General features: G+C 38.4%; 18 protein-coding genes. 13 read left to right on the forward strand and 5 right to left on the reverse strand.

From position 1 onward, the window contains the following. Positions 1-26: 26 nt before the first annotated feature. Together ACFILO_RS00295 and secB are read left to right on the forward strand one after the other, a co-directional pair. Positions 27-521: an FxsA family protein gene (locus ACFILO_RS00295; RefSeq protein ID WP_375677682.1), complete on the forward strand. Its 495-nt coding sequence runs from the start codon at positions 27-29 to the stop codon at positions 519-521. 142 nt (positions 522-663) lie between these two features. Then, positions 664-1,140, forward strand: coding sequence for a protein-export chaperone SecB (secB, locus tag ACFILO_RS00300; RefSeq protein ID WP_375632153.1), 477 nt, complete (start codon positions 664-666; stop codon positions 1,138-1,140). Positions 1,141-1,208: 68 nt separating this feature from the next. On the opposite strand, the gene ACFILO_RS00305 is transcribed toward secB, so the two are convergent. Further along, on the reverse strand, positions 1,209-3,509 hold the full coding sequence (locus ACFILO_RS00305) for an NADP-dependent malic enzyme (RefSeq protein ID WP_375632152.1): 2,301 nt from the start codon (positions 3,507-3,509) through the stop codon (positions 1,209-1,211). Between the two features lie 195 nt (positions 3,510-3,704). Between ACFILO_RS00305 and mutS the strand changes: the two genes are divergently transcribed. Then, on the forward strand, positions 3,705-6,449 hold the full coding sequence (gene mutS, locus ACFILO_RS00310; RefSeq protein WP_375632151.1) for a DNA mismatch repair protein MutS: 2,745 nt from the start codon (positions 3,705-3,707) through the stop codon (positions 6,447-6,449). Between the two features lie 1,031 nt (positions 6,450-7,480). On the opposite strand, the gene ilvD is transcribed toward mutS, so the two are convergent. From ilvD to ACFILO_RS00330, 4 genes are all read right to left on the reverse strand, one after another. Continuing rightward, a complete protein-coding gene (gene ilvD, locus ACFILO_RS00315; protein ID WP_375611414.1) occupies positions 7,481-9,319 on the reverse strand; it encodes a dihydroxy-acid dehydratase in 1,839 nt (612 codons plus the stop codon). A gap of 171 nt (positions 9,320-9,490) precedes the next feature. Further along, a complete protein-coding gene (locus ACFILO_RS00320) occupies positions 9,491-9,670 on the reverse strand; it encodes a hypothetical protein (RefSeq protein ID WP_375677683.1) in 180 nt (59 codons plus the stop codon). 620 nt (positions 9,671-10,290) lie between these two features. Further along, positions 10,291-10,542 carry a DUF1150 domain-containing protein gene (locus tag ACFILO_RS00325; RefSeq protein ID WP_012754519.1) on the reverse strand — a complete coding sequence of 84 codons (252 nt, stop codon included), beginning with the start codon at positions 10,540-10,542 and terminating at the stop codon, positions 10,291-10,293. Positions 10,543-10,568: 26 nt separating this feature from the next. Further along, positions 10,569-11,000, reverse strand: coding sequence for an Hsp20 family protein (locus ACFILO_RS00330; RefSeq protein WP_375612819.1), 432 nt, complete (start codon positions 10,998-11,000; stop codon positions 10,569-10,571). Between the two features lie 120 nt (positions 11,001-11,120). On the opposite strand from ACFILO_RS00330, the gene nth reads away from it, so the two are divergent. The 10 genes from nth to ACFILO_RS00380 all read left to right on the forward strand — a co-directional run bounded on the left by nth (position 11,121) and on the right by ACFILO_RS00380 (position 20,865). Continuing rightward, a complete protein-coding gene (gene nth, locus ACFILO_RS00335) occupies positions 11,121-11,861 on the forward strand; it encodes an endonuclease III (protein WP_375612818.1) in 741 nt (246 codons plus the stop codon). Positions 11,862-12,016: 155 nt separating this feature from the next. Then, a complete protein-coding gene (rpmI, locus tag ACFILO_RS00340) occupies positions 12,017-12,220 on the forward strand; it encodes a 50S ribosomal protein L35 (RefSeq protein ID WP_183193590.1) in 204 nt (67 codons plus the stop codon). 33 nt (positions 12,221-12,253) lie between these two features. Next, positions 12,254-12,655 carry a 50S ribosomal protein L20 gene (gene rplT, locus ACFILO_RS00345; protein ID WP_012754515.1) on the forward strand — a complete coding sequence of 134 codons (402 nt, stop codon included), beginning with the start codon at positions 12,254-12,256 and terminating at the stop codon, positions 12,653-12,655. A 94-nt stretch (positions 12,656-12,749) separates the two neighbouring features. Then, the gene (pheS, locus tag ACFILO_RS00350; protein WP_375612817.1) at positions 12,750-13,832 is read left to right on the forward strand and encodes a phenylalanine--tRNA ligase subunit alpha; all 1,083 of its coding nucleotides are present in this window, start codon (positions 12,750-12,752) and stop codon (positions 13,830-13,832) included. Positions 13,833-13,864: 32 nt separating this feature from the next. Continuing rightward, the gene (pheT, locus tag ACFILO_RS00355; protein ID WP_375677684.1) at positions 13,865-16,279 is read left to right on the forward strand and encodes a phenylalanine--tRNA ligase subunit beta; all 2,415 of its coding nucleotides are present in this window, start codon (positions 13,865-13,867) and stop codon (positions 16,277-16,279) included. 290 nt (positions 16,280-16,569) lie between these two features. Further along, complete coding sequence (locus tag ACFILO_RS00360) at positions 16,570-17,478, forward strand: metal ABC transporter substrate-binding protein (protein ID WP_375611408.1); 909 nt, start codon at positions 16,570-16,572, stop codon at positions 17,476-17,478. After that, positions 17,475-18,305: a manganese/iron ABC transporter ATP-binding protein gene (locus ACFILO_RS00365; RefSeq protein WP_375639725.1), complete on the forward strand. Its 831-nt coding sequence runs from the start codon at positions 17,475-17,477 to the stop codon at positions 18,303-18,305. Before ACFILO_RS00360 ends, ACFILO_RS00365 begins: the two co-directional genes overlap by 4 nt. Beyond that, on the forward strand, positions 18,302-19,168 hold the full coding sequence (locus ACFILO_RS00370; protein ID WP_375611406.1) for a metal ABC transporter permease: 867 nt from the start codon (positions 18,302-18,304) through the stop codon (positions 19,166-19,168). Before ACFILO_RS00365 ends, ACFILO_RS00370 begins: the two co-directional genes overlap by 4 nt. Beyond that, positions 19,165-20,070: a metal ABC transporter permease gene (locus ACFILO_RS00375; RefSeq protein WP_273790250.1), complete on the forward strand. Its 906-nt coding sequence runs from the start codon at positions 19,165-19,167 to the stop codon at positions 20,068-20,070. The genes ACFILO_RS00370 and ACFILO_RS00375 overlap by 4 nt, the downstream gene beginning before the upstream one ends. 408 nt (positions 20,071-20,478) lie before the next feature. Beyond that, a complete protein-coding gene (locus tag ACFILO_RS00380; protein ID WP_375611405.1) occupies positions 20,479-20,865 on the forward strand; it encodes a YbaN family protein in 387 nt (128 codons plus the stop codon). The last annotated feature ends 223 nt before the right edge of the window (positions 20,866-21,088 follow it).

A 21,088-nucleotide genomic window follows, 5' to 3' on the forward strand; every position in this document is an offset into this window, starting at 1 on the left:
CTACTCATCTAGAAGGAAACTTTCATGTGATAAAACTTTATTCTATAAATCCTCGTTTTTTTGTTGTTATCTTTCTTTGCATTCTTTTAATCGAGATTGCTGGTTTTATCTTTGTTGGTCAAGAAATTGGTATTTTGGCAACCTTGAGCTTGGTTATTCTCACAACCATAGTTGGGGTTGTTTTATTGCGAATTCAAGGGATTAGCCTCTTAAAAAATATACAAAATGAACTTATCCAAGGACGCACATTAGAGAATAATATTATTAATGATGCTTTCATCATGTTTAGTGCAATTTTACTTATTCTTCCCGGCTTTGTAACTGACCTCTTGGGAATATTACTTCTTATTAAACCAATTCGCTCTGTTGCTTGGCATTTCTTTGCATCATTAAAAAACAAAATGAATCCCAATACTAAAAGAAAAAATGACTCTGAAAAAATAATTGATCTAAAAGCAGAAGATTACACAATTCATGATACGACAGAATCTACATGGCGCAAAAATGATGATAACCATTGAAATGCCTAAAAAATCTGTAACAAACTAAAAAAATATTCAAGATAAAGAGCGCATTTCTTGCAACCTTTTGCAAGGCGTGATAACCAATCTGGTCTTTAGATCTAAAATAAATATACATATTATAATGGAAGAGGTTTGTCGTATGGCCGAAGATGAAATGAATAACAGTGGTGGAGAGCCGGTTTTTGCTGTATTAACTCAATATTTAAAAGATTTATCATTCGAAAACCCTGGTGCTCCTCGTTCATTACGTACACGTGAAAAATCACCACAAATTGATATCAATATTAACGTCAATGCTAACCCAATTGGTGATGACAATTATGATGTCGTTTTGTCTCTCTCCGTCAAAGCCAATGATGAAACTGAAACCTTATTTCATGTAGAACTTATTTACGGTGGTGTTTTTCACCTTAAAAACATTCCACAAGAACATGTTATGCCACTGGTCTTTATTGAATGTCCCCGTCTTTTATTTCCATTTGCTCGCCAAATTATATCTGATGCTACTCAAAGTGGTGGTTTTCCACCTTTGTGGATTGATCCTATTGATTTTGCAGCACTCTTCCAAAAGCGTCTTTCTGAAGAGCAAAAAGACAATCAAATACAGCCCTCTTAAAAAATTTATTTTTTTTGCTATCAAAAAGCCCCTTGATATATTATTGGTATATTAGGGGCTTTTTTCCTTTAGACGACTTTTGCGGCATGATAAGCCGCAAGCATTGCAATATTGACAACATCTGTATCGCTCCCACTAAACGGTACAATTTGGACAGATTTTTCCAATCCAATTAAAATAGGACCAATGATAGTTGCTTCACCGAGTTCTTGTAACATTTTGCTTGCAATGGAAGATGCGTGATATCCAGGCATAACCAAAATGTTAGCAGGCTCCGTTAATCCCATAAATGGATATTGCTGCATCAATTTGGAATTGAGTGCCACATCAGCACTCATTTCTCCATCAAACTCAAAATCAACTTTGCGTTCATGCAAAATATTAATCGCATCCTGAATTTGCTGCGTCGTCTTCCCTTTCATATAACCAAATGTAGAAAATGCTAAAAATGCTACCCGTGGTTGATATCCAAATCCTCGCACAAATGAAGCTGCTTGTTCAGCTATATCTGCAAGTTCTTCAGCATTAGGATTTTCATAAACGGCTGTATCCGTAATAAACACAATTCGTCCACGGCAAATAGCCATTGAAATACCAATCAATCGTTCTTTTGGTTTTTCATCAATTGCACGACGTATATCGATCAACGCTGTTTCATAATTGCGTGTCACCCCTGTAACCATTGCATCAGCATCTCCTAGTGCCACCATACACGCAGCAAAATAATTGCGATCATTATTGATACGACGATGACAATCACGCAACAGCCAACCTTGACGCTGCATTTTTTTATAAAGATAATTCGCATAAGCATCTGTACGGCAAGAAAGCTTAGCATTCATAATAGAAATACCTTCACGCTCCAGATCAATTCCAGCGATAACAGCCGCTTCTCTTACTTGCTCTTCACGACCAACCAAAATTGCTTGTCCTAATTTTTGATGAACATAGGAAACGGCTGCCCGCATAACTTGCTCTTCTTCACCTTCTGCAAAGACAATTTGTTTTGGCGCTTGACGAACATGGTTATAAACCCCACGCATCATCGAGGAAGTAGGATCACGTCTCGCATTCAAATCGCGCTCATAGGACTCTAAATCATTTATGTTCTTTTGCGCAACACCGCTTTCCATTGCTGCTTTTGCTACCGCTATTGAAACAACCGTAAATAAACGCGGATCAAAAGGAACAGGGATGATATAGTTAGGACCAAACTTTAATCGCTTTCCATGATAAGCTTCTGCAACGCTGTCAGGCACTTCTTCATGCGCTAAATTAGCAAGAGCCTTTGCCGCAGCAATCTTCATGTCTTCATTAATAACTCTTGCACGCACATCAAGCGCACCACGAAATATATAAGGAAAACAAAGAACATTATTAATCTGATTTGGATAATCGGAACGTCCTGTTGCGACAATGGCATCATGACGCACTTGCATAACCTCTTCCGGCGTAATTTCTGGATCGGGATTAGCCATAGCAAAAATGATCGGCTGGGGTGCCATGGATCTTACCATTTCAGGAGTAAGAGCACCTTTAGCAGAAACCCCAAAAAATATATCTGCACCTTCCATTGCTTCCATAAGCGTACGTTTATCTGTTTGAATAGCATGCGCAGATTTCCACTGATTCATTCCCTCTTTGCGGCCTTCATAGACCACACCCTTTGTGTCACATAATATGATATTTTCGGAACGAAAGCCCATCGCTTTAATCAATTCAATACAAGCAATCCCTGCAGAACCAGCACCATTACAAACTAACCGCGTATTTTGCATATCACGCCCTGTTAAAGTCAAAGCATTGAGAACACCCGCAGCAACAATAATCGCTGTACCGTGTTGATCATCGTGAAAAACAGGTATATTCATCACCTCGCGTAGGCGGCTTTCAATCATAAAGCATTCTGGCGCCTTAATGTCTTCAAGATTAATTCCACCAAAAGAAGGTTCTAAATGGCGCACCAAATTGATAAAACTTTCTGTATCGTTTATATCAATTTCTAAATCAATGGAATCAATATCCGCAAAACGCTTAAACAGCACTGCTTTGCCTTCCATGACCGGCTTAGAGGCAAGTGCACCTAAATTGCCTAACCCTAAAATAGCGGTTCCATTTGAAATAACAGCAACAAGATTACCTTTTGCTGTATAATCATAAGCTAGCGCTGGATTTTGAGCAATTGCCTTAACTGGAACTGCAACACCTGGTGAATAAGCAAGTGCTAAATCATGCTGTGTTGCCATAGACTTTGTTGCAACAATCTCAAGCTTTCCTGGTCGACCACGACTATGAAAATCTAGAGCTTCTCTTTCGCTCGCACTGTAAACAGTTTGAGACATTTTCTGATCTTGCTCGCTCTTTTTCATCTCACTTTATTTTCTCCAAAAACAGTGTAAATTTTGCTTGATAATGCGTATAGTCATTAAATTTGATTCATATATTAGAAATCGCTATTCTTGCCTTAGCAAATCTGATGATGCGTTGCAATTTAGAGATAAATAGATATTGAAGTAAACAAAAAAGAGTAAAAACTTCACTTAAAGGAAACAGGCCTCGTACAAATGGATAAAAAAAACAATCATAAAAATAATTTAATTCCACAGCCTGCCTCCCCATCTGCTTCCTCTCAAGAACGTCTTACACCTATGATGGAGCAGTACATAGAAATCAAAGCCGTCCATCATGATTCCCTTCTCTTTTACCGAATGGGGGATTTTTATGAATTATTTTTTAATGATGCGATTGAAGCTGCTCAGGCTTTAGGAATCACACTCACAGCACGCGGAAAACATTTAGGACAAGATATTCCTATGTGTGGTGTTCCCGTTCATGCTGCAGATGATTATTTACAAAAACTGATTGCTTGTGGTTACCGAGTTGCTGTTTGTGAACAAATAGAAGATCCTGCTGAAGCAAAAAAACGTGGCTCAAAATCTGTTGTTCGGCGTGATGTTGTTCGTCTTGTAACACCTGGAACAATAACAGAAGAAAAACTCCTTGATCCAACACGCGCAAATTATTTGATGACACTTTCCCGTATAAAAACTAGCGATGGAGAGGAATTTGCTCTTTCTTGGATTGATATCTCAACAGGCATATTTCGTGTAACAGAGAGCCGCCAAGAAAAACTTTTAGCAGATATTATGCGTGTGGATCCACAAGAAATCATTGTTTCTGATTCATTTTTTCATGATAAATCTCACAAGTCACTTTTTAGTGTTCTTGATCGTATCGTTTCACCTCAACCTGCTTGTCTCTTTGATGCACTCACCGCTGAACGCGATATTTGCAATTATTTTAAACTCTCAACTCTTGAAGGCGTTGCCGATTATTCACGCTGTGAACTCTCTGCAATTGTAGCTGCTATTCGTTATATCGAAAAAACACAAATCACGCATCGCCCTCCCCTCATGCAGCCTGAACGCCAAAATGAAAGTGCAACTCTTTTTATTGATGCCGCAACCAGATTAAGCCTTGAACTTATTCGAACGACATCAGGTCAACGGGATGGAAGTTTATTAAAAGCTATTGATCGCACTGTAACAGGAGGAGGATCACGTCTTCTTATTGACCGCCTTATTGCTCCCCTCACCACTCCTTCAGCTATTGATACGCGTTTGGATTCTATCGATTTTTTTCTACGTAATCCTTCTCTTGCAGAAGCGATAAAGCTTATTTTAAAGGGGGGACCAGATATGCCCCGCGCCGTTTCACGTTTGGCTCTTGGACGAGGAGGTCCCCGTGATATGGCGACAATCCAGCGTGGCTTTGAAATCATTCGTGAATTGCATCAACTTCTTGATAATGAGCTTCTGCCTCAAGAAATAAGTGATGTACAACAGGTGTTCTCAAAATTACCCACAGCGTTATACTTTCATTTAGAACAGGCATTAGCTGATGATCTCCCACTTCTTAAACGTGATGGTGGTTTTATTCGTTCTAATTATCATAAAGAGCTCGATGAAATGCGTGCTTTACGTGATGAATCTCGCCGTGTCATTGCTGAACTTCAAGCGCAATATGCCCAAGAAACAGATATTAAGACGCTTAAAATAAAGCATAATAATATTCTAGGTTATTTCATTGAAGTAACCAGCACACAAGCATCTGCTCTTACAAATAATCCAGAAGCTAAAGCACGTTTTATTCATCGGCAAACAATGGCAAACGCCATGCGTTTTACGACAACAGAGCTTGCTGACCTTGAAAGCCGTATTGCCCATGCTGCCAATCACGCATTGACACTTGAACTAGAGATTTTTGATATTCTCGTTCAGGAAATTACCGAACAAGTTGATTTTATTCGTAAAGCCTCTGAAGCACTTGCTATTTTAGATGTCTCTGTCGCTTTAGCATATCTTGCTGAAGAACAAGGATATTGCCGCCCTAAAATTGATCTTTCACTTACCTTTCGCATTACAGCAGGACGCCATCCTGTCGTTGAGCAAGCACTCCGCAAACAAGCCGCAGAACCCTTTATTGCCAATAATTGTGATCTCTCTGTGCAAGAAAATCAGCAATATGCAGCAATCTGGCTGTTGACAGGGCCTAATATGGGAGGAAAATCAACTTTTTTGCGGCAAAATGCTCTTATTGCTATTATGGCGCAAATGGGGTCCTTCGTTCCAGCAACTTCAGCACATATTGGTGTCGTTGATCGCCTATTTAGTCGCGTTGGGGCTTCCGATGATCTTGCACGAGGGCGCTCAACCTTTATGATGGAAATGGTTGAAACAGCAACGATTCTCAATCATGCTAGCCACCATTCCCTTGTTATTCTTGATGAAATAGGACGTGGAACATCAACCTTTGATGGACTTTCTATTGCTTGGGCTGCTGTTGAATATCTCCATGAAGTTAACCATTGTCGTGCTATTCTTGCTACCCATTTTCATGAAATGACTGCACTTACCGAAAAACTTGACAGACTGCATAATGTAACCATGAAAGTCAAAAATTGGGATGGTGATGTAGTTTTTCTTCATGAGGTCACACCAGGAGCCGCTGACCGTTCCTATGGTGTACAAGTCGCAAAGCTTGCTGGACTTCCCCCAGCCGTTATTACACGAGCAACAGATGTACTCCATCAATTAGAACAAGGCGAAATGGCTGGAAAAGGACATAAACTCATTGATGATTTACCACTCTTTTCTCTTAAAGCAACATCTCCCGTCAATGAAGCAAAAAACAAACATTGTATACTTCACGAAGCTTTAAAAAATATTCATCCCGATGAACTCTCTCCTAAACAAGCTTTAGAAGCAATTTACCACCTCAAACAGCTTGAAAAGAGTAACCCTTTATAGAAAACAGATGTTATTTTTTATTAAAAAACCTTCTTAATAGGAGATAACGTAACCATTTTTGATATACCACAGCATAAACAGTTATTTATCGTATTCCCATCGCTTTTCTACATAATATATTTTGATAAGTGTAATTGCCTATAGGCAAAACCCTATGCATTATATTTCATATTCCCTTAGATTAATATTGGCTCTTATACAAAAAATTGGTCAAGATCGGCTATTTTTACAAGATAGTCGTTTTTTGTAAAGATTGTCATGAAATCTCCTCCACCTTGCAAATACGCCATATTTAATGAATTGTGCTTTTTCACGATCAATATTATTGTTATCATAGCAATATTTTTAGTTTAAAACTGTCAGTGTTGGAATACCATCCCATTTTGCATAATAAATTCATAGATAATGGGTCTCGTATTTTCTTCACATTTTAAGTTATAAAGAGCTCTTTTACTGTTTTCATATGAAACATATAATCAGATATATCACAGCTGTACTTTATTTTCATAAACATCCTTCAACTCCTTCCCACACCTTAATGGATAAGGATTTTCATTCGAATCAAGTCTGCAAATAGTCCAGCTTCTAACGGATTTTCCTTGACTTCCTAATCATGTGCTTCTCTTAAACTCAAAGCTTTACAAACAAGTCTAAGAATATTCACCACACACTAAAAACACACTTAATATTTAAGGAAGATGCCGTATATCACAGTCCTAAATGACAGTGTTTTACGGTACAACAAGATAATGCCACCAGTACAATAAATATCTTTCATAAATATGAGTAATAAGAAATCATAATCTCATATAAGATTGGAATATGATATGAAAAGTAATTATACTGTATCTGTCTTACATAGCTGCTAAAATAAGCAACCTACCGCAGTTTTTAGTTGTATTGATAGCTTTTTAATCATACTCATCATGACTCGAAATATTCTGATAAAAGTTCATAAACTCATAAAATAATTAGCTTAGAATATCGTGCAAAAGATGCAAAAAATCAGAGCACTATCTCTATTCAACTCATCAAATATTACGTACTGCACCCTTTGCAGCAGATGTGGTCATCGCTGCATAGGCTTTGAGAGCCTTTGAAACTTTACGCTGACGCTTCTCAATCGGTTGCCAAGCGCCTTTTCCTTTTGCTTCCATCTTAGAACGGCGCTGCTTCATCTCAACGTCATCCACCAACATATGAATTCTACGATTTGGAATATCAATTTCTATGATATCCCCCTCTTCCACCAACGCAATTTCTCCTCCTTCAGCAGCTTCTGGTGAAATATGTCCTATTGAGAGCCCTGAACTTCCACCTGAAAAACGTCCATCTGTAACAAGTGCACAAACCTTGCCTAATCCTTTAGATTTGAGATAACTCGTTGGATAAAGCATTTCTTGCATTCCAGGTCCACCACGTGGGCCTTCATAACGGATTAAAACAATTTCACCTGTTTTAATCTTATCAGTTAATATAGCTGAAACAGCTGAATCTTGGCTTTCAAAAATTCTTGCCGGACCTTTAAAAGTTAAAATTGATTGATCAACGCCTGCTGTTTTTACAATGCAGCCATCTTTTGCAAGATTCCCATAAAGAACTGCCAATCCTCCATCTTGTGAATATGCGTGTTCCCTATCGCGAATCACACCTTTTTCACGATCAAGGTCAAGGGTCTCATAGCGACAAGATTGACTAAAAGCTGTCTGTGTTGGAATACCACCTGGAGCGGCACGATAAAATGCATGAACTGTTGGCTCATTAGTTTGCTTTACATCCCAGCGGTAAAGAGCTTCTTTCATTGTTTTTGCGTGAACCGTATAAGTTGATGTATCAATGAGTCCTGCCGCATCCAGTTCACCTAAAAGCCCCATAATACCACCAGCGCGATGAACATCTTCCATATGTACATTTGCAACAGCAGGAGCAACCTTACATAAAACAGGAACACAACGTGAAAGATGATCAATATCCGTCATGGTAAAATCCACCTCACCTTCTTGCGCTGCAGCTAAAAGATGCAGTACTGTATTGGTTGATCCCCCCATGGCAATATCAACGGTCATTGCATTTTCAAAAGCCTTGCGTGAAGCAATAGAGCGCGGCAAAACTGTTTCATCATCTTCTTCATAATAACGTTTAACCAATGCAACAATCTGTTTTCCAGCTTCTTCAAAAAGCATTCGTCGATCTGCATGTGTTGCTAACATTGATCCATTTCCGGGAAGAGAAAGCCCCAATGCTTCCGTTAAGCAATTCATAGAATTGGCCGTAAACATTCCTGAACAAGAACCACATGTAGGACAAGCAGCACGCTCCATTTCAGCAACTTCTTCTTCTGAATTTTGTTCTGAAGCTGCTGCAACCATGGCATCGACCAAATCAACCGTTAGATCTTGATCCTTCCATTTAATCTTACCTGCTTCCATAGGACCGCCTGAAACAAAGATTGTCGGAATATTCAACCGTAAAGCAGCCATTAACATACCAGGTGTAATTTTGTCACAATTAGAAATACAAACAAGTGCATCTGCACAGTGTGCATTAACCATATACTCTACAGAATCAGCAATGATTTCACGTGAGGGCAACGAATAGAGCATTCCATCGTGCCCCATCGCAATTCCATCATCTACAGCAATGGTATTAAATTCTTTCGCAACACCACCGGCAACTGCTATCTGTTGTGCGACTAATTGCCCAAGATCTTTTAAATGGACATGCCCTGGTACAAATTGTGTAAAAGAATTCGCAATCGCAATAATGGGTTTACCAAAATCAGTATCTTTCATCCCTGTTGCACGCCAAAGTCCGCGGGCTCCTGCCATATTACGCCCGTGGGTTGATATTCTTGAACGGTAAGAAGGCATTATTTTTTTCCCCTCAAATAATTCCATTTTGCTTGTTGTGCTGTAACTTCATTATAAAAACAAGAGCTTTAATATTCAAAAGAGAAAAATACCTTGTACTGCGGCATTTGAAGCACAAAATTAAAAGCTCTGCATAAACTTTTTCATAAAGCCTTTGTTTTTTATTACCTGTTAATCAACATCTAATCCCTGTGCAAGTCCACGTTTGAGACAAATATCAAAACGCTTCAGTATGACACGAACTGTTCCAGATTTTTGTATGCCAGATTTGGTTAGCATATTGCATCTATCTGTTTGCGTAACTTCTGGAATTGGAAAGAATATAAAGAAATCGTGATAAAAATCTATCATCTCCTTATAATTCAGCTTTACACCTTTCAAACGCATTCATAAAAATATCTTTTAAATAATGATGACGCATTATCTCATGCTTTTGTTTTTACACTCTTCAATAGAGCTACTCCCCTAAGGAAGAACAAAACACACCAAACAAAATACACTTGTATAGCCTTTATACTCATTTTAAAGAGACATCTTTCAATGCACTCGAGCCCATTTCACGATAGCGCCTATGAATGGTATAACAGCCCCCGTGAATAATATAAATCTATAAGGGACATCTTCACACTTATGAAGAAGAAAACGGACACCATCATACATTTTTTTATCCCCATATCGTGAACGTCCTTGGTAATTGAGACAATTAAAAAGAGATATTTTTATTCCTTTCTTCAAGTGTTTTTATCCACATGGCTCTCCCTGCTTATGACATCAAGCAAGTGACTTTAATTGTTTCAATATAAGAAGATCTCAAATGAGAGAACCTTATGATATTCGGGACTCTCATTCCAGTTGTAAAAAATTAATTATGAATATAAATCAATACTTAATCTAATTATAACTCACATTACACCCTTTACGAAAAAACAGATAGAATTTATAAAGAGTACAGCTTTTTCTCGTAAGGTAATCTAGTGCAGAGTTACAATTTGTAGTTCATGCTCATTGGCTCCAGCAAGGGCGATAGAACGCTCATCGGATAAAATGATAGGATAACCTGTTTCACCAAAGAGAGCCCATATCGTAATGCCTGGGGTCATTGGTGGAAGATCTGGAAAGTTTTTAGCCAGATCATCTGTACAAACTTTTTTTAAATAGGCAATCTGTCCCGCATCAGAGTAGGATGTGTTCTGAAACGACAAGTTTTGTTTGTGTTCTCCCATTTCACTGTTCCTTTACGCCTTAACTTTTATGACTCACCACTACTGACTTTAATTGGAATCTGTTTTATTTCTTTTTTTAATTTTGGTTGATACAGATTAATTGATAAAAGACCATTTTTCAACTCTGCATTTGTAACATGCATCCCTTCCGCGAGAACAAAGGTTCGCTGGAATTGTCGCGCAGCTATACCGCGATATAAATATTGATGATTTTGGTTGTCTGTTTGTTTACCATGAATAACCAATTGATTATCATCGAGTAAAATATTAAGATGGTTAATCTTAAATCCAGCAACAGCCAAAGTTATCCGGATATGATTTGCATCATCACTTTTATGCAAACGTTCAATATTATAGGCTGGGTAAGCCTCATCAGCTTTACCGATACGTTGCAATATTTTTTCTACGGTTTCAAACCCTAAAAGAAAAGGATTGGAGAAAGGCGTCACATGTGTCATTCATGAGTATCCTCTTTAAAACGGCTTTACTTGACCAAACTCTATAAAAGTGTTCGCTGCACTCCTCTCATATGGCGAGCGTGAATGATAACTTCAAGAGAGAAGATTTAAGAGAGTTCAATGCCTCAAAGTAACATAAAATTATCAAAGGTGCGAAATTTATCTAGTATATTGTATAATAAAGATGAAATTGCGGAAATATTTCGCCGTTTTTCTGTGCAACGCCCAACACCTAAGAGTGATCTTAACTACATAAATACTTTTACACTTTTAGTTGCCGTTGTGCTTTCGGCTCAAGCGACAGATGTAAGCGTTAATAAAGCGACAAAAGAATTATTTTGCCTTGCTGATCAACCGGAAAAAATGGTTGCATTAGGGGAAGAAGAAATAGCAAATCATATCCGTTCAATTGGCCTTTGGCGTGCAAAAGCACGTAATGTTTATGCGCTTTGCAACTGTTTAATTGATTATTATGGCGGTCAAGTACCCGATACGCGTGAAGCACTCATGGCCCTTCCTGGAGTGGGGCGCAAAACGGCTAATGTGGTCTTGAATGTTGCTTTTGGTCAGCCTACATTGGCAGTAGATACACATATTTTTCGCTTAAGCAATCGTCTTGGTTTGGCGCCTGGAAAAACACCAGAAATTGTTGAGAAAAAATTATTAAAGATTATACCGGTTCATTATATTCGCCATGCGCATCATTGGCTGATTTTACATGGTCGCTATATTTGTCAAGCCCGTAAACCACAATGTACGCAATGCATTATTGCCGATTTATGTAAAGCAGCCATCAAAACAAATGCAATTCCAGCACCTTTGGTTGAGCTTCAAGGCAATGGAGCGCCGATTTTTTTGTAATACGGTCTTGCTATTTTGTGTATACTAGCTTATGAAAACGTCTTTAAGAGCCGCCCGGCAGGGCATGCCGTGGCTGTTTAAATGCTTGTTCAAGCGTTGGTCCGCTTGAGTGAATAAAATGTTTGATTGAATAAATTAATGTACGGAGTAGCAAAATGCCCAAGATGAAGACCAAATCATCCGCTAAAAAGCGGTTTAAAATCACTGCGTCAGGCAAAATTAAAGTAGCAGCTGCCGGTAAGCGCCACGGCATGATTAAGCGTTCGAATAAATTTATTCGCGATGCACGTGGAACAATGGTTTTGTGTGAACAAGATGCTAAAAAAGTCATTCAGCATTATTTGCCGAATGGTATTTAAACCTTACGCTTTTGATTTTGAGGAGATTATAATATGGCTCGTGTGAAAAGAGGTGTGACAGCACACGCTAAGCACAAAAAAGTTCTTAAACAGGCTGAAGGTTTTTACGGTCGTCGTAAAAATACCATTCGTGCAGCTAAAGCAGCGGTTGATCGTTCAAAGCAATACGCTTATCGTGACCGCAAAAATAGGAAACGTACTTTCCGTGCTTTGTGGATTCAGAGAATTAATGCGGCTGTTCGCGCAGAAGGTTTAACTTATGGACGTTTTATTGATGGCTTATCAAAAGCCGGTATTGAGGTTGATCGTAAGGTTCTTTCAGATATAGCAATCCATGAGGCAGAAGCATTTTCTGCTTTAGTTGCTTCGGCAAAAAAAGCTTTAGAATATTTAAAAGATACGACACCTAATGCTTTCGAAGGCGCTGTCAAATAAGCCAGTCGTGTTCTCTTAAAGCATTCATTTATTCGAGGTCCCGTGCTGGCTATTGCGAGTGCGGGTTTTTCTTTATTAAAAAATAGGCAAAAATATGAATGATATTGAGCGTCTGGAACAAGAAATTTGTTTAGCCTTAGAGGCAGCAGGTGATGAACAAGCACTTGAAGAAGTGCGTATTGCAGCATTGGGTAAAAAAGGTAGTATCTCTGAAAAATTAAAAGAATTAGGAAAAATGGATGCTGGCGAGCGCCATAAAGTTGGACCAGTTCTTAATGGATTAAAAAATCGCATTTTAGAATTATGGGCACAAAAGCGTGATCTTCTGAAAAGACAGGCAATGGATGCCCGTCTTTCTCGTGAAACAGTTGATGTTACCTTGCCTGTTCGCTCTTCACCTATAGAACGGGGACGCATTCATCCTATTTCACAAGTGATTGAGGAAATTATTGCCATTTATACAAAGTTGGGTTTTTCTCTTGCAGAGGGACCTGATATTGAAACAGATTATTATAATTTTACAGCATTGAATTTTCCTGAAGGGCATCCAGCGCGTGAAATGCATGATACCTTCTTTTTTGATGTTGATAAAATGGGAGAACGAAAATTATTGCGAACCCATACATCACCCGTACAAATTCGCACACTAGAAAAACAAAAAGCACCGATACGAATCATTATTCCTGGAAAAACTTACCGCATGGATTCGGATGCAACACATTCTCCCATGTTCCATCAGGTCGAGGGTCTTGTCATTGATAAAACCTCCACCATAGCCCATATGATGTGGCTACATGAAACCTTTTGTAAAGCATTTTTTGAAGTTCCCTCTGTAAAAATGCGTTTTCGTCCCTCTTTTTTCCCTTTTACCGAACCATCTATGGAGGTAGATATTCAATGTGATCGTTCTGGTTCAGAAGTAAAGTTCGGAGAAGGACAGGATTGGTTGGAAATTTTAGGATGCGGAATGGTGCATCCCCAGGTGTTGAAAAATGTTGGTTTAGATCCAGATGAATATCAAGGTTTTGCATGGGGCATGGGCATTGATCGTATTGCCATGTTGAAATACGGTATGCCTGATTTGCGGGCTTTTTTTGATGCTGACCTGCGTTGGTTAGACCATTATGGCTTTCGTTGCTTTGATATGCCTGCTTTTTTTCCTAATAGAAATGTGTGATCTTAGTCATCGCTTTCATGTGAGGTTTTAAAATGAAGTTTACATTGTCCTGGTTAAAAGATCACTTAGAAACAAATGCATCTTTGAATGAAATTTGTGAAAAATTAACCGCTATAGGTCTTGAGGTTGATTACGTTGATGATCGGTCTTCTTTAAAAGGTTTTGTGATTGCAAAAGTTTTAACAGCAATAAAGCATCCTGATGCAGATAAACTTCAAATTTTATCAGTCGATACAGGGACTTCCACACCTGTTCAAGTTGTCTGTGGAGCACCAAATGCACGCGCAGGTCTTGTTGGTGTTCTGGCACTACCAGGCACTTATATTCCAGGACTTGATGTAACATTATCTGTAGGAAAAATCCGAGGTGTTGAAAGTTTTGGGATGATGTGTTCACAAGCGGAGCTTGAATTATCAAATGAGCATGATGGGATTATTGAACTTCCAGAAGATGCACCTATTGGAGGTTCATTTGCAGCTTATGCTGGTTTAGATGATCCGGTTATTGATATTGGTTTGACCCCTAATCGTTCCGATTGCACAGGTGTTCGTGGTATTGCACGTGATCTTGCTGCCGCTGGAATGGGAAAATTAAAAGAATTATCCTTGTCAAAATTTGATCCTTCCTTTGAAACACCTCTCGATGTTTCATTAGATTTTTCGCAAGATTCATCATTATGTTTAGGTTTTGCTTGGCGTGAAGTGCGCAATGTTCAAAATGGTGCATCACCACAGTGGATGCAACAGCGTTTGAATGCAATTGGTCTGAGACCGATTAATGCGCTTGTTGATATGACCAATTACATCAGTTTTGACCTTGGTCGTCCGCTCCATGTTTTTGATGCAGATAAAATTAAAGGTAATTTGTGTGTACGTTGCGCGCGTGAAGGAGAGCAGCTTCAAGCACTGAACGGAAAAATCTATCATCTGGGCCCTAAGAATTGTGTCATTGCAGATGACGAGGGGGTTGTTTCGATTGCCGGTATCATGGGCGGTGAAAGAACGAGTTGTGATGAAACAACACATCGCATTATTATTGAATCGGCGCTTTGGGATGCGCGAAGCATTGCACAAACAGGAAGAGCATTAGGTCTTATTAGTGATGCACGTTATCGATTTGAACGAGGTGTTGACCCGGCTTTTATAGAAACAGGACTTGAGATTGCAACAGAATTGGTCTTACGTCTTTGTGGTGGTGAAGTATCTAAAAAGAAGATCGTTGGCTATCAGCAACAAGAAATCAAACAGATCGCTTTTCCTTTTTCTGAAATTAAACGTTTAACAAATTTGCAAATAGAACCTGAAAAAGTCATCTCTATTTTAACAAAACTTGGATTTTTTGTTGAAGGAAAAGGAGAAGTCGTTACGGTAAAAGTACCATCATGGCGCCCTGATATTATGGGTAAAGCCGATTTGGTGGAAGAGGTTATGAGAATTTATGGGTTAGATGAAATTAAACCTATTCCTTTGGAAAACTTTGCAGAAGGAAAAGATCAAATTTTAACATGCGCACAAATTCGTTCACGTGCTACACGTTTGGCTCTAGTGCAACGTGGTATGAAAGAAGCGGTGACATGGTCTTTTATTTCTGAAAATCAAGCTCTTGCTTTTGGAGGAGGTCAAGAAGAGCTTAAATTAGTTAATCCTATTGCTGCTGATATGTCAATGATGCGTCCTTCCCTTTTACCTGGCTTGATTATGGCGGCACAAAGAAATGCTGATCGTGGTTTTTCCGATCTTGCTTTGTTTGAAGTTTCAAGTATTTATGAGGGCGACACCCCTGATAAACAACACCGTGTTGTTAGTGGAATTCGTCGCGGAACAGAGCAATTTAAAGGGGCTGGGCGTTTTTGGAATGGAAATGCAACCGTCGTTGATGTTTTTGATGCCAAAGCAGATGCTTTAGCTATTTTAGAAGCATGCGATATGGATGTTGGGAAAGTGCAGATTGAAGTTGGAGCACCGGATTGGTATCATCCTGGTCGTTCAGGTGTCATAAAACTTGGATCAAAGATTATTCTTGGTTTTTTTGGTGTTTTTCATCCTGCTACATTAGAAAAGTTAGATGTCAGTGGCCCTTTATGCGGCTTTGAAATTTTTCTAGATCGAATTCCAGAATCAAAGAAAAAAACGACCAAAAGCCGTCCTCCTTTGAAACTCTCACCTTTTCAAATGGTGCGGCGTGATTTTGCCTTTATAGCGGATAAAACTGTTGCCTCTTCTCTTATTATTCGGGCGGCAAGTGGAGCCGATAAAAAACTTATTCATTCAGTGCAGGTTTTTGATATTTTTGAAGATTTAAGCTTTGGTGAAGATAAAAAATCTGTTGCAATTGAAGTAACTATTCAGCCCATAGAACGGACTTTAACAGATGAAGATTTAGAAAAGCTTGCCTCAAAGATCGTGGATAATGTTACCAAAATGACAGGTGCATATTTACGCTACTGAGTATTCTCATTTTTTATGAGATATTTTACATGAAGTGGGAGCTTGTTTGAGTACTCCCTTTTTGTTTAGCACTCAAGAGCTATAGAACTTCTTGAAAGGGGACCTCCTTACCAAAACAAGCTGCTTAAATCATCAATTTTTTCAATATGAAAAAACTGTTTTTAAACATCTTGAAAAGTTATTTTTTCTCTTAATCCTTCATTGCAAATGTAAAAGATAACTGCTATTGCTAAATGATAATGCAAATTATTTGCAATAAAAAGAAGGCATATAAAGGAAAGAGAGAATCAATGAACGTAAGAACGTTTTTCACCATAGTTTTTGGAAGTGTTATTTTTTTTACACCCAATTTTGCTTTGTGTGCTGGTAAATTTAAAGCTGTTACGACATTCACTATCATTGCTGATATGGCACGCAATGTAGCAGGTGATGCCGCTGATGTTGAATCCATTACAAAACCAGGTGCGGAAATTCATGAATACCAACCCACCCCACGCGATCTTATGCGTGCTCAGGGAGCTAACCTTGTATTGTGGAATGGTTTAGAGTTAGAGCTTTGGTTTGAAAAGTTTTTTCAAAATATCAAGGATGTTCCAAGTGTTGTTGTTTCAAAAGGTATTGTACCCATTAAAATTGGTGAGGGCCCCTTTAGCGGTAAACCCAATCCTCATGCGTGGATGTCACCGACCTCTGCTTTGATTTACGTTGATAATATTCGCGATGCTTTTGTAAAATATGATCCTGAACATGCTGAAATTTATAAACAGAATGCTGAAATTTATAAACAGAAAATTCGTGCAACGATTGATCCAATTAGGGCTGAATTAGAAGCTGTACCGCAAGATAAACGTTGGCTTGTGACCAGTGAGGGGGCTTTTAGCTATTTGGCGCGTGATTTTGATCTAAAAGAACTTTATTTATGGCCCATCAATGCTGACCAACAAGGAACACCACAGCAGGTCAAGCATGTTATTGATATGGTTCGCAAATACAATATTCATGCAGTTTTTTCTGAAAGCACTATTTCCCCTGCGCCTGCTAAGCAGGTTGCCAGAGAAACAGGAGCTAAATACGGTGGTGTTCTTTATGTTGATTCTTTAAGTGAAAAAAATGGTGAGGTACCCACTTATATTGATTTATTACGTGTCACGAGTGGGCGTATTAGCAATGCTTTAGTAGAGGGAGTAAAAAACCAATGACGGAATGTGGAATTTTTGCCCAAGGAGTAACGGTAACATATCGTAATGGACATACAGCTTTACGCGAAGTGAATTTTGAAAGTCCAAAGGGTTCTATTACGGCATTGGTTGGTGTTAATGGATCCGGTAAGTCAACGTTATTTAAAGCGATTATGGGGTTTGTACGCCCCTCAAAGGGAAAAATTCGCATGTTTGATTTGCCCGTTGATGTAGCTTTGAAAAAAAATCTTATTGCTTATGTTCCTCAAAGTGAAGATGTTGATTGGAATTTTCCTGTCTTGGTTGAAGATGTTGTATTGATGGGGCGGTACGGTCATATGAATTTCTTTCGCTATGCCCGTACACAAGATTATGAAGCCGTTCGTATTGCCTTAGAACGTGTTGATATGCTGGCTTTTGCCAAGCGCCAAATTGGAGAACTTTCTGGTGGACAGAAAAAGCGTGTTTTTCTAGCGCGCGCTCTTGCACAGAAAGCAAAAGCTATTTTATTAGATGAGCCGTTTACAGGGGTTGACGTTACAACAGAAGATAAAATCATTGCTTTGCTACAAGATCTTCGTAAAGAAGGAGCAGTGATCTTGGTTTCAACTCACAATTTGGGTTCTGTTCGCGAATTTTGTGATCATACAGTTTTAATAAAAGGTACTGTTTTAGCTTCTGGGTTAACAGAAAAAATCTTTACAAAGGAAAATCTGGAGAAAACTTTTGGAGGGTCTTTGCATCACCATATTTTTGATCTTCAAACCACAAAAAAAAATGATGTTTTCATGGGAAGAAAGCAGTCTGCAGTTTGTGAAGATATTGAAAGAGTGGAGCACGTTGCATGATTTCTTGGTTGCTTGAGCCACTGAGCTATCAATATATGGTGAATGCAATGTGGGTTTCTGGGTTAGTTGGGTGTGTTTGTGCCTTTCTTTCAGCTTTTTTGATGTTAAAAGGTTGGTCATTGATTGGTGATGCACTTTCCCATTCGATTGTTCCTGGTGTAGCAGGAGCTTACCTTTTAGGGTTACCTTTTTCACTCGGCGCTTTTTTTTCTGGTGGTCTTGCAGCAGCAGCAATGCTCTTTTTTAACCACCGGACAAAGCTTAAAGAAGATACCATTATTGGGCTCATTTTTTCTTCCTTTTTTGCCTTTGGGTTGTTTCTCAAATCATTAAAACCAATGGCTGTTAATATTGATACGATTGTTTTGGGAAATATTTTAGCAGTGAGTTCAACAGATATTCTACAATTGGCTTTTATCGGCTTTGTTTCGTTGCTTATATTGCTTTTGAAATGGAAAGATCTTCTTGTTTCGTTATTTGATGAAACGCATGCGCATGCCATTGGATTAAACGTAAAATTTTTAAAGATTCTCTTTTTCACATTGCTTGCCGCTTGTACCGTTGCTGCGATGCAAACCGTTGGAGCGTTCTTAGTCATTTGTCTTGTTGTGACACCTGGGGCAACGGCCTATCTTTTAAGTGATCGTTTCGTAAACATCTTGGTTATTGCAGTTGTAATTGGAACCTTCACAAGTGTCTTGGGTGTTTATGTGAGTTATTTTTTGAATGCACAAACGGGGGGGGTTGTAGTGCTTTTTCAAGCATCTTTATTTGTTTTGGCTTTTATTTTTGCTCCTAAACATGGGTTTATTGCTGCGCGCTTACGCATAAATGCGGCAAAAAAGGGTGTAATATTATCATGATTGATCAATTACTGCTTCCGTTTCAGTTTTCTTTTATGCTTAAGGGTATGCTTATTGTCATGATTCTTTCTATTCCCATGGCGATGCTTTCCTGTTTTCTTATTTTGAAAGGATGGGCGCTGTTAGGCGATGCCATTTCTCATGCAGTTTTTCCAGGTGTTGTTGTTGGTTATATGACAACACCATGGGTAATCGCATTTTTAACTTCTTTGCCATTTGCTTGGTTTCAGCATATGCGTCCAGAGAATATTACAATGACTTTGATTACTTGCGGTGCTTTTGTTGCAGGAATGGTGTGTGCACTATTAACGGGTTTTTTAGGGAGCAATAGCCGTATCAAACAGGACACGGTGATGGGTGTGGTCTTTTCTTCAATGTTTGGTTTGGGGCTTGTTTTAGCCACGTCTATTTATAGTAGCTTAGATTTGAATCATATTCTATTTGGTAATCTCTTGGGTGTTAACTGGCTTGATATAACGCAGACGGCAATCATTTCTGCTGTTGTCACTTTTATTTTAGCAGCAAAATGGCGCGACTTTATGCTGTATATTTTTGACACAGTTCAAGGACGTGCAATGGGGTTACCAATATCTCTACTCCACTATACCCTGCTAACGATGATTTCTCTTACAATTGTTGCGGCTTTGAAAGCTGTAGGTATCGTACTCGTTATTTCTTTACTGATAGCACCAGGAGCAATTGCCTATCTTGTCACAAAGCGGTTTTCTTTTATGTTAATGATCGCGATACTTGTTGCAGCTTTTTCTGGTTTTTTAGGGATTTATCTCAGCTTATTTATCGGCTCTGATTCTGCTTCCACAATTGTGTTGATCTTGACGTTGATTTTTATGGCTATTTTCATGATGATTTTCTTTCGTCGAAACACAGTTCAAGAGACTTGAAAGTGTTAAAATTCATGCATATCAGCCATGCATTTTTATATATTGTTTCTCATTTTTATTTTAATTAGAGTTTGGGGTGCTAGGTTATTTTTCCTCCTAATATCTAGCAGGTGAATGCAGTAAATTTTCTCCCCCCCAACACTGCATTCTTAATTAAGAGGCTGCATTGATTTCTTCTGCAGCCTTTTTATTTTTTTGTTTTTCTAAAATCTCTCCTCTTTTCTTGAAATCATTTAAAATGATTATAATATTGTGTAAGCTATTCGGTATTTTCAAGGAACTTATAACAGCAAAGACACTTACGCATGAAGGGGTAGAGCGTAATTGTGCACTCAGACATGTAAACAGAAAAAAACAGATACAATGTTTTTGTATAGGGTTTTGCGTAGAGGAAAATAGTACGAGAAAATGAAAAAAGATTTGAAGATATCGCACCCTTTACGTATCTGCTATTATATAGCAGGGTGGGCGATGGTTATATTAGGTATTATCGGTGTCGTATTACCTATTATGCCAACTGTGCCTTTTTTATTGGTTGCCTCATGGTGTTTTACGCGTTCTTCTCCACGTTTTCATCAATGGTTGAATAATCATCGTATTTTTGGTCCCCCTATTAAGCGATGGGAAGAAAAAAAAGCAATCTCTCCATTCGTTAAAGTTTTTGCAATGATGAGTATGACAGGAGGATTTTTATCCTTTTTTGTAATGCTACACCCTCCTTTGTGGATTTCTTTACTTGTTGCGGTTATATTATTGCTGATTGCCATTTATATTGTAACACGTCCATCTTCCTAATGATAAAAAAGGCTTTATGGGATACTCTTTTTAGCTTCAACTTATTTGTAAAAACTATGAGAACTTTTAAGTTTTGAATATAAGCTCTCCATTTCCAAAATGCATATGAAATAGCAAGCTTTTTGAACGCAATTAATTAATAATATGTTTGTGAAATAATTTTTATGAACACTCAAAATGTTCTCACTTGGTAAACAATGATAAATCACATTCATGGAAGAGA

The organism is Bartonella sp. AP72JLCBS (assembly GCF_042195705.1).
Taxonomy (GTDB): Bacteria; Pseudomonadota; Alphaproteobacteria; order Rhizobiales; family Rhizobiaceae; genus Bartonella.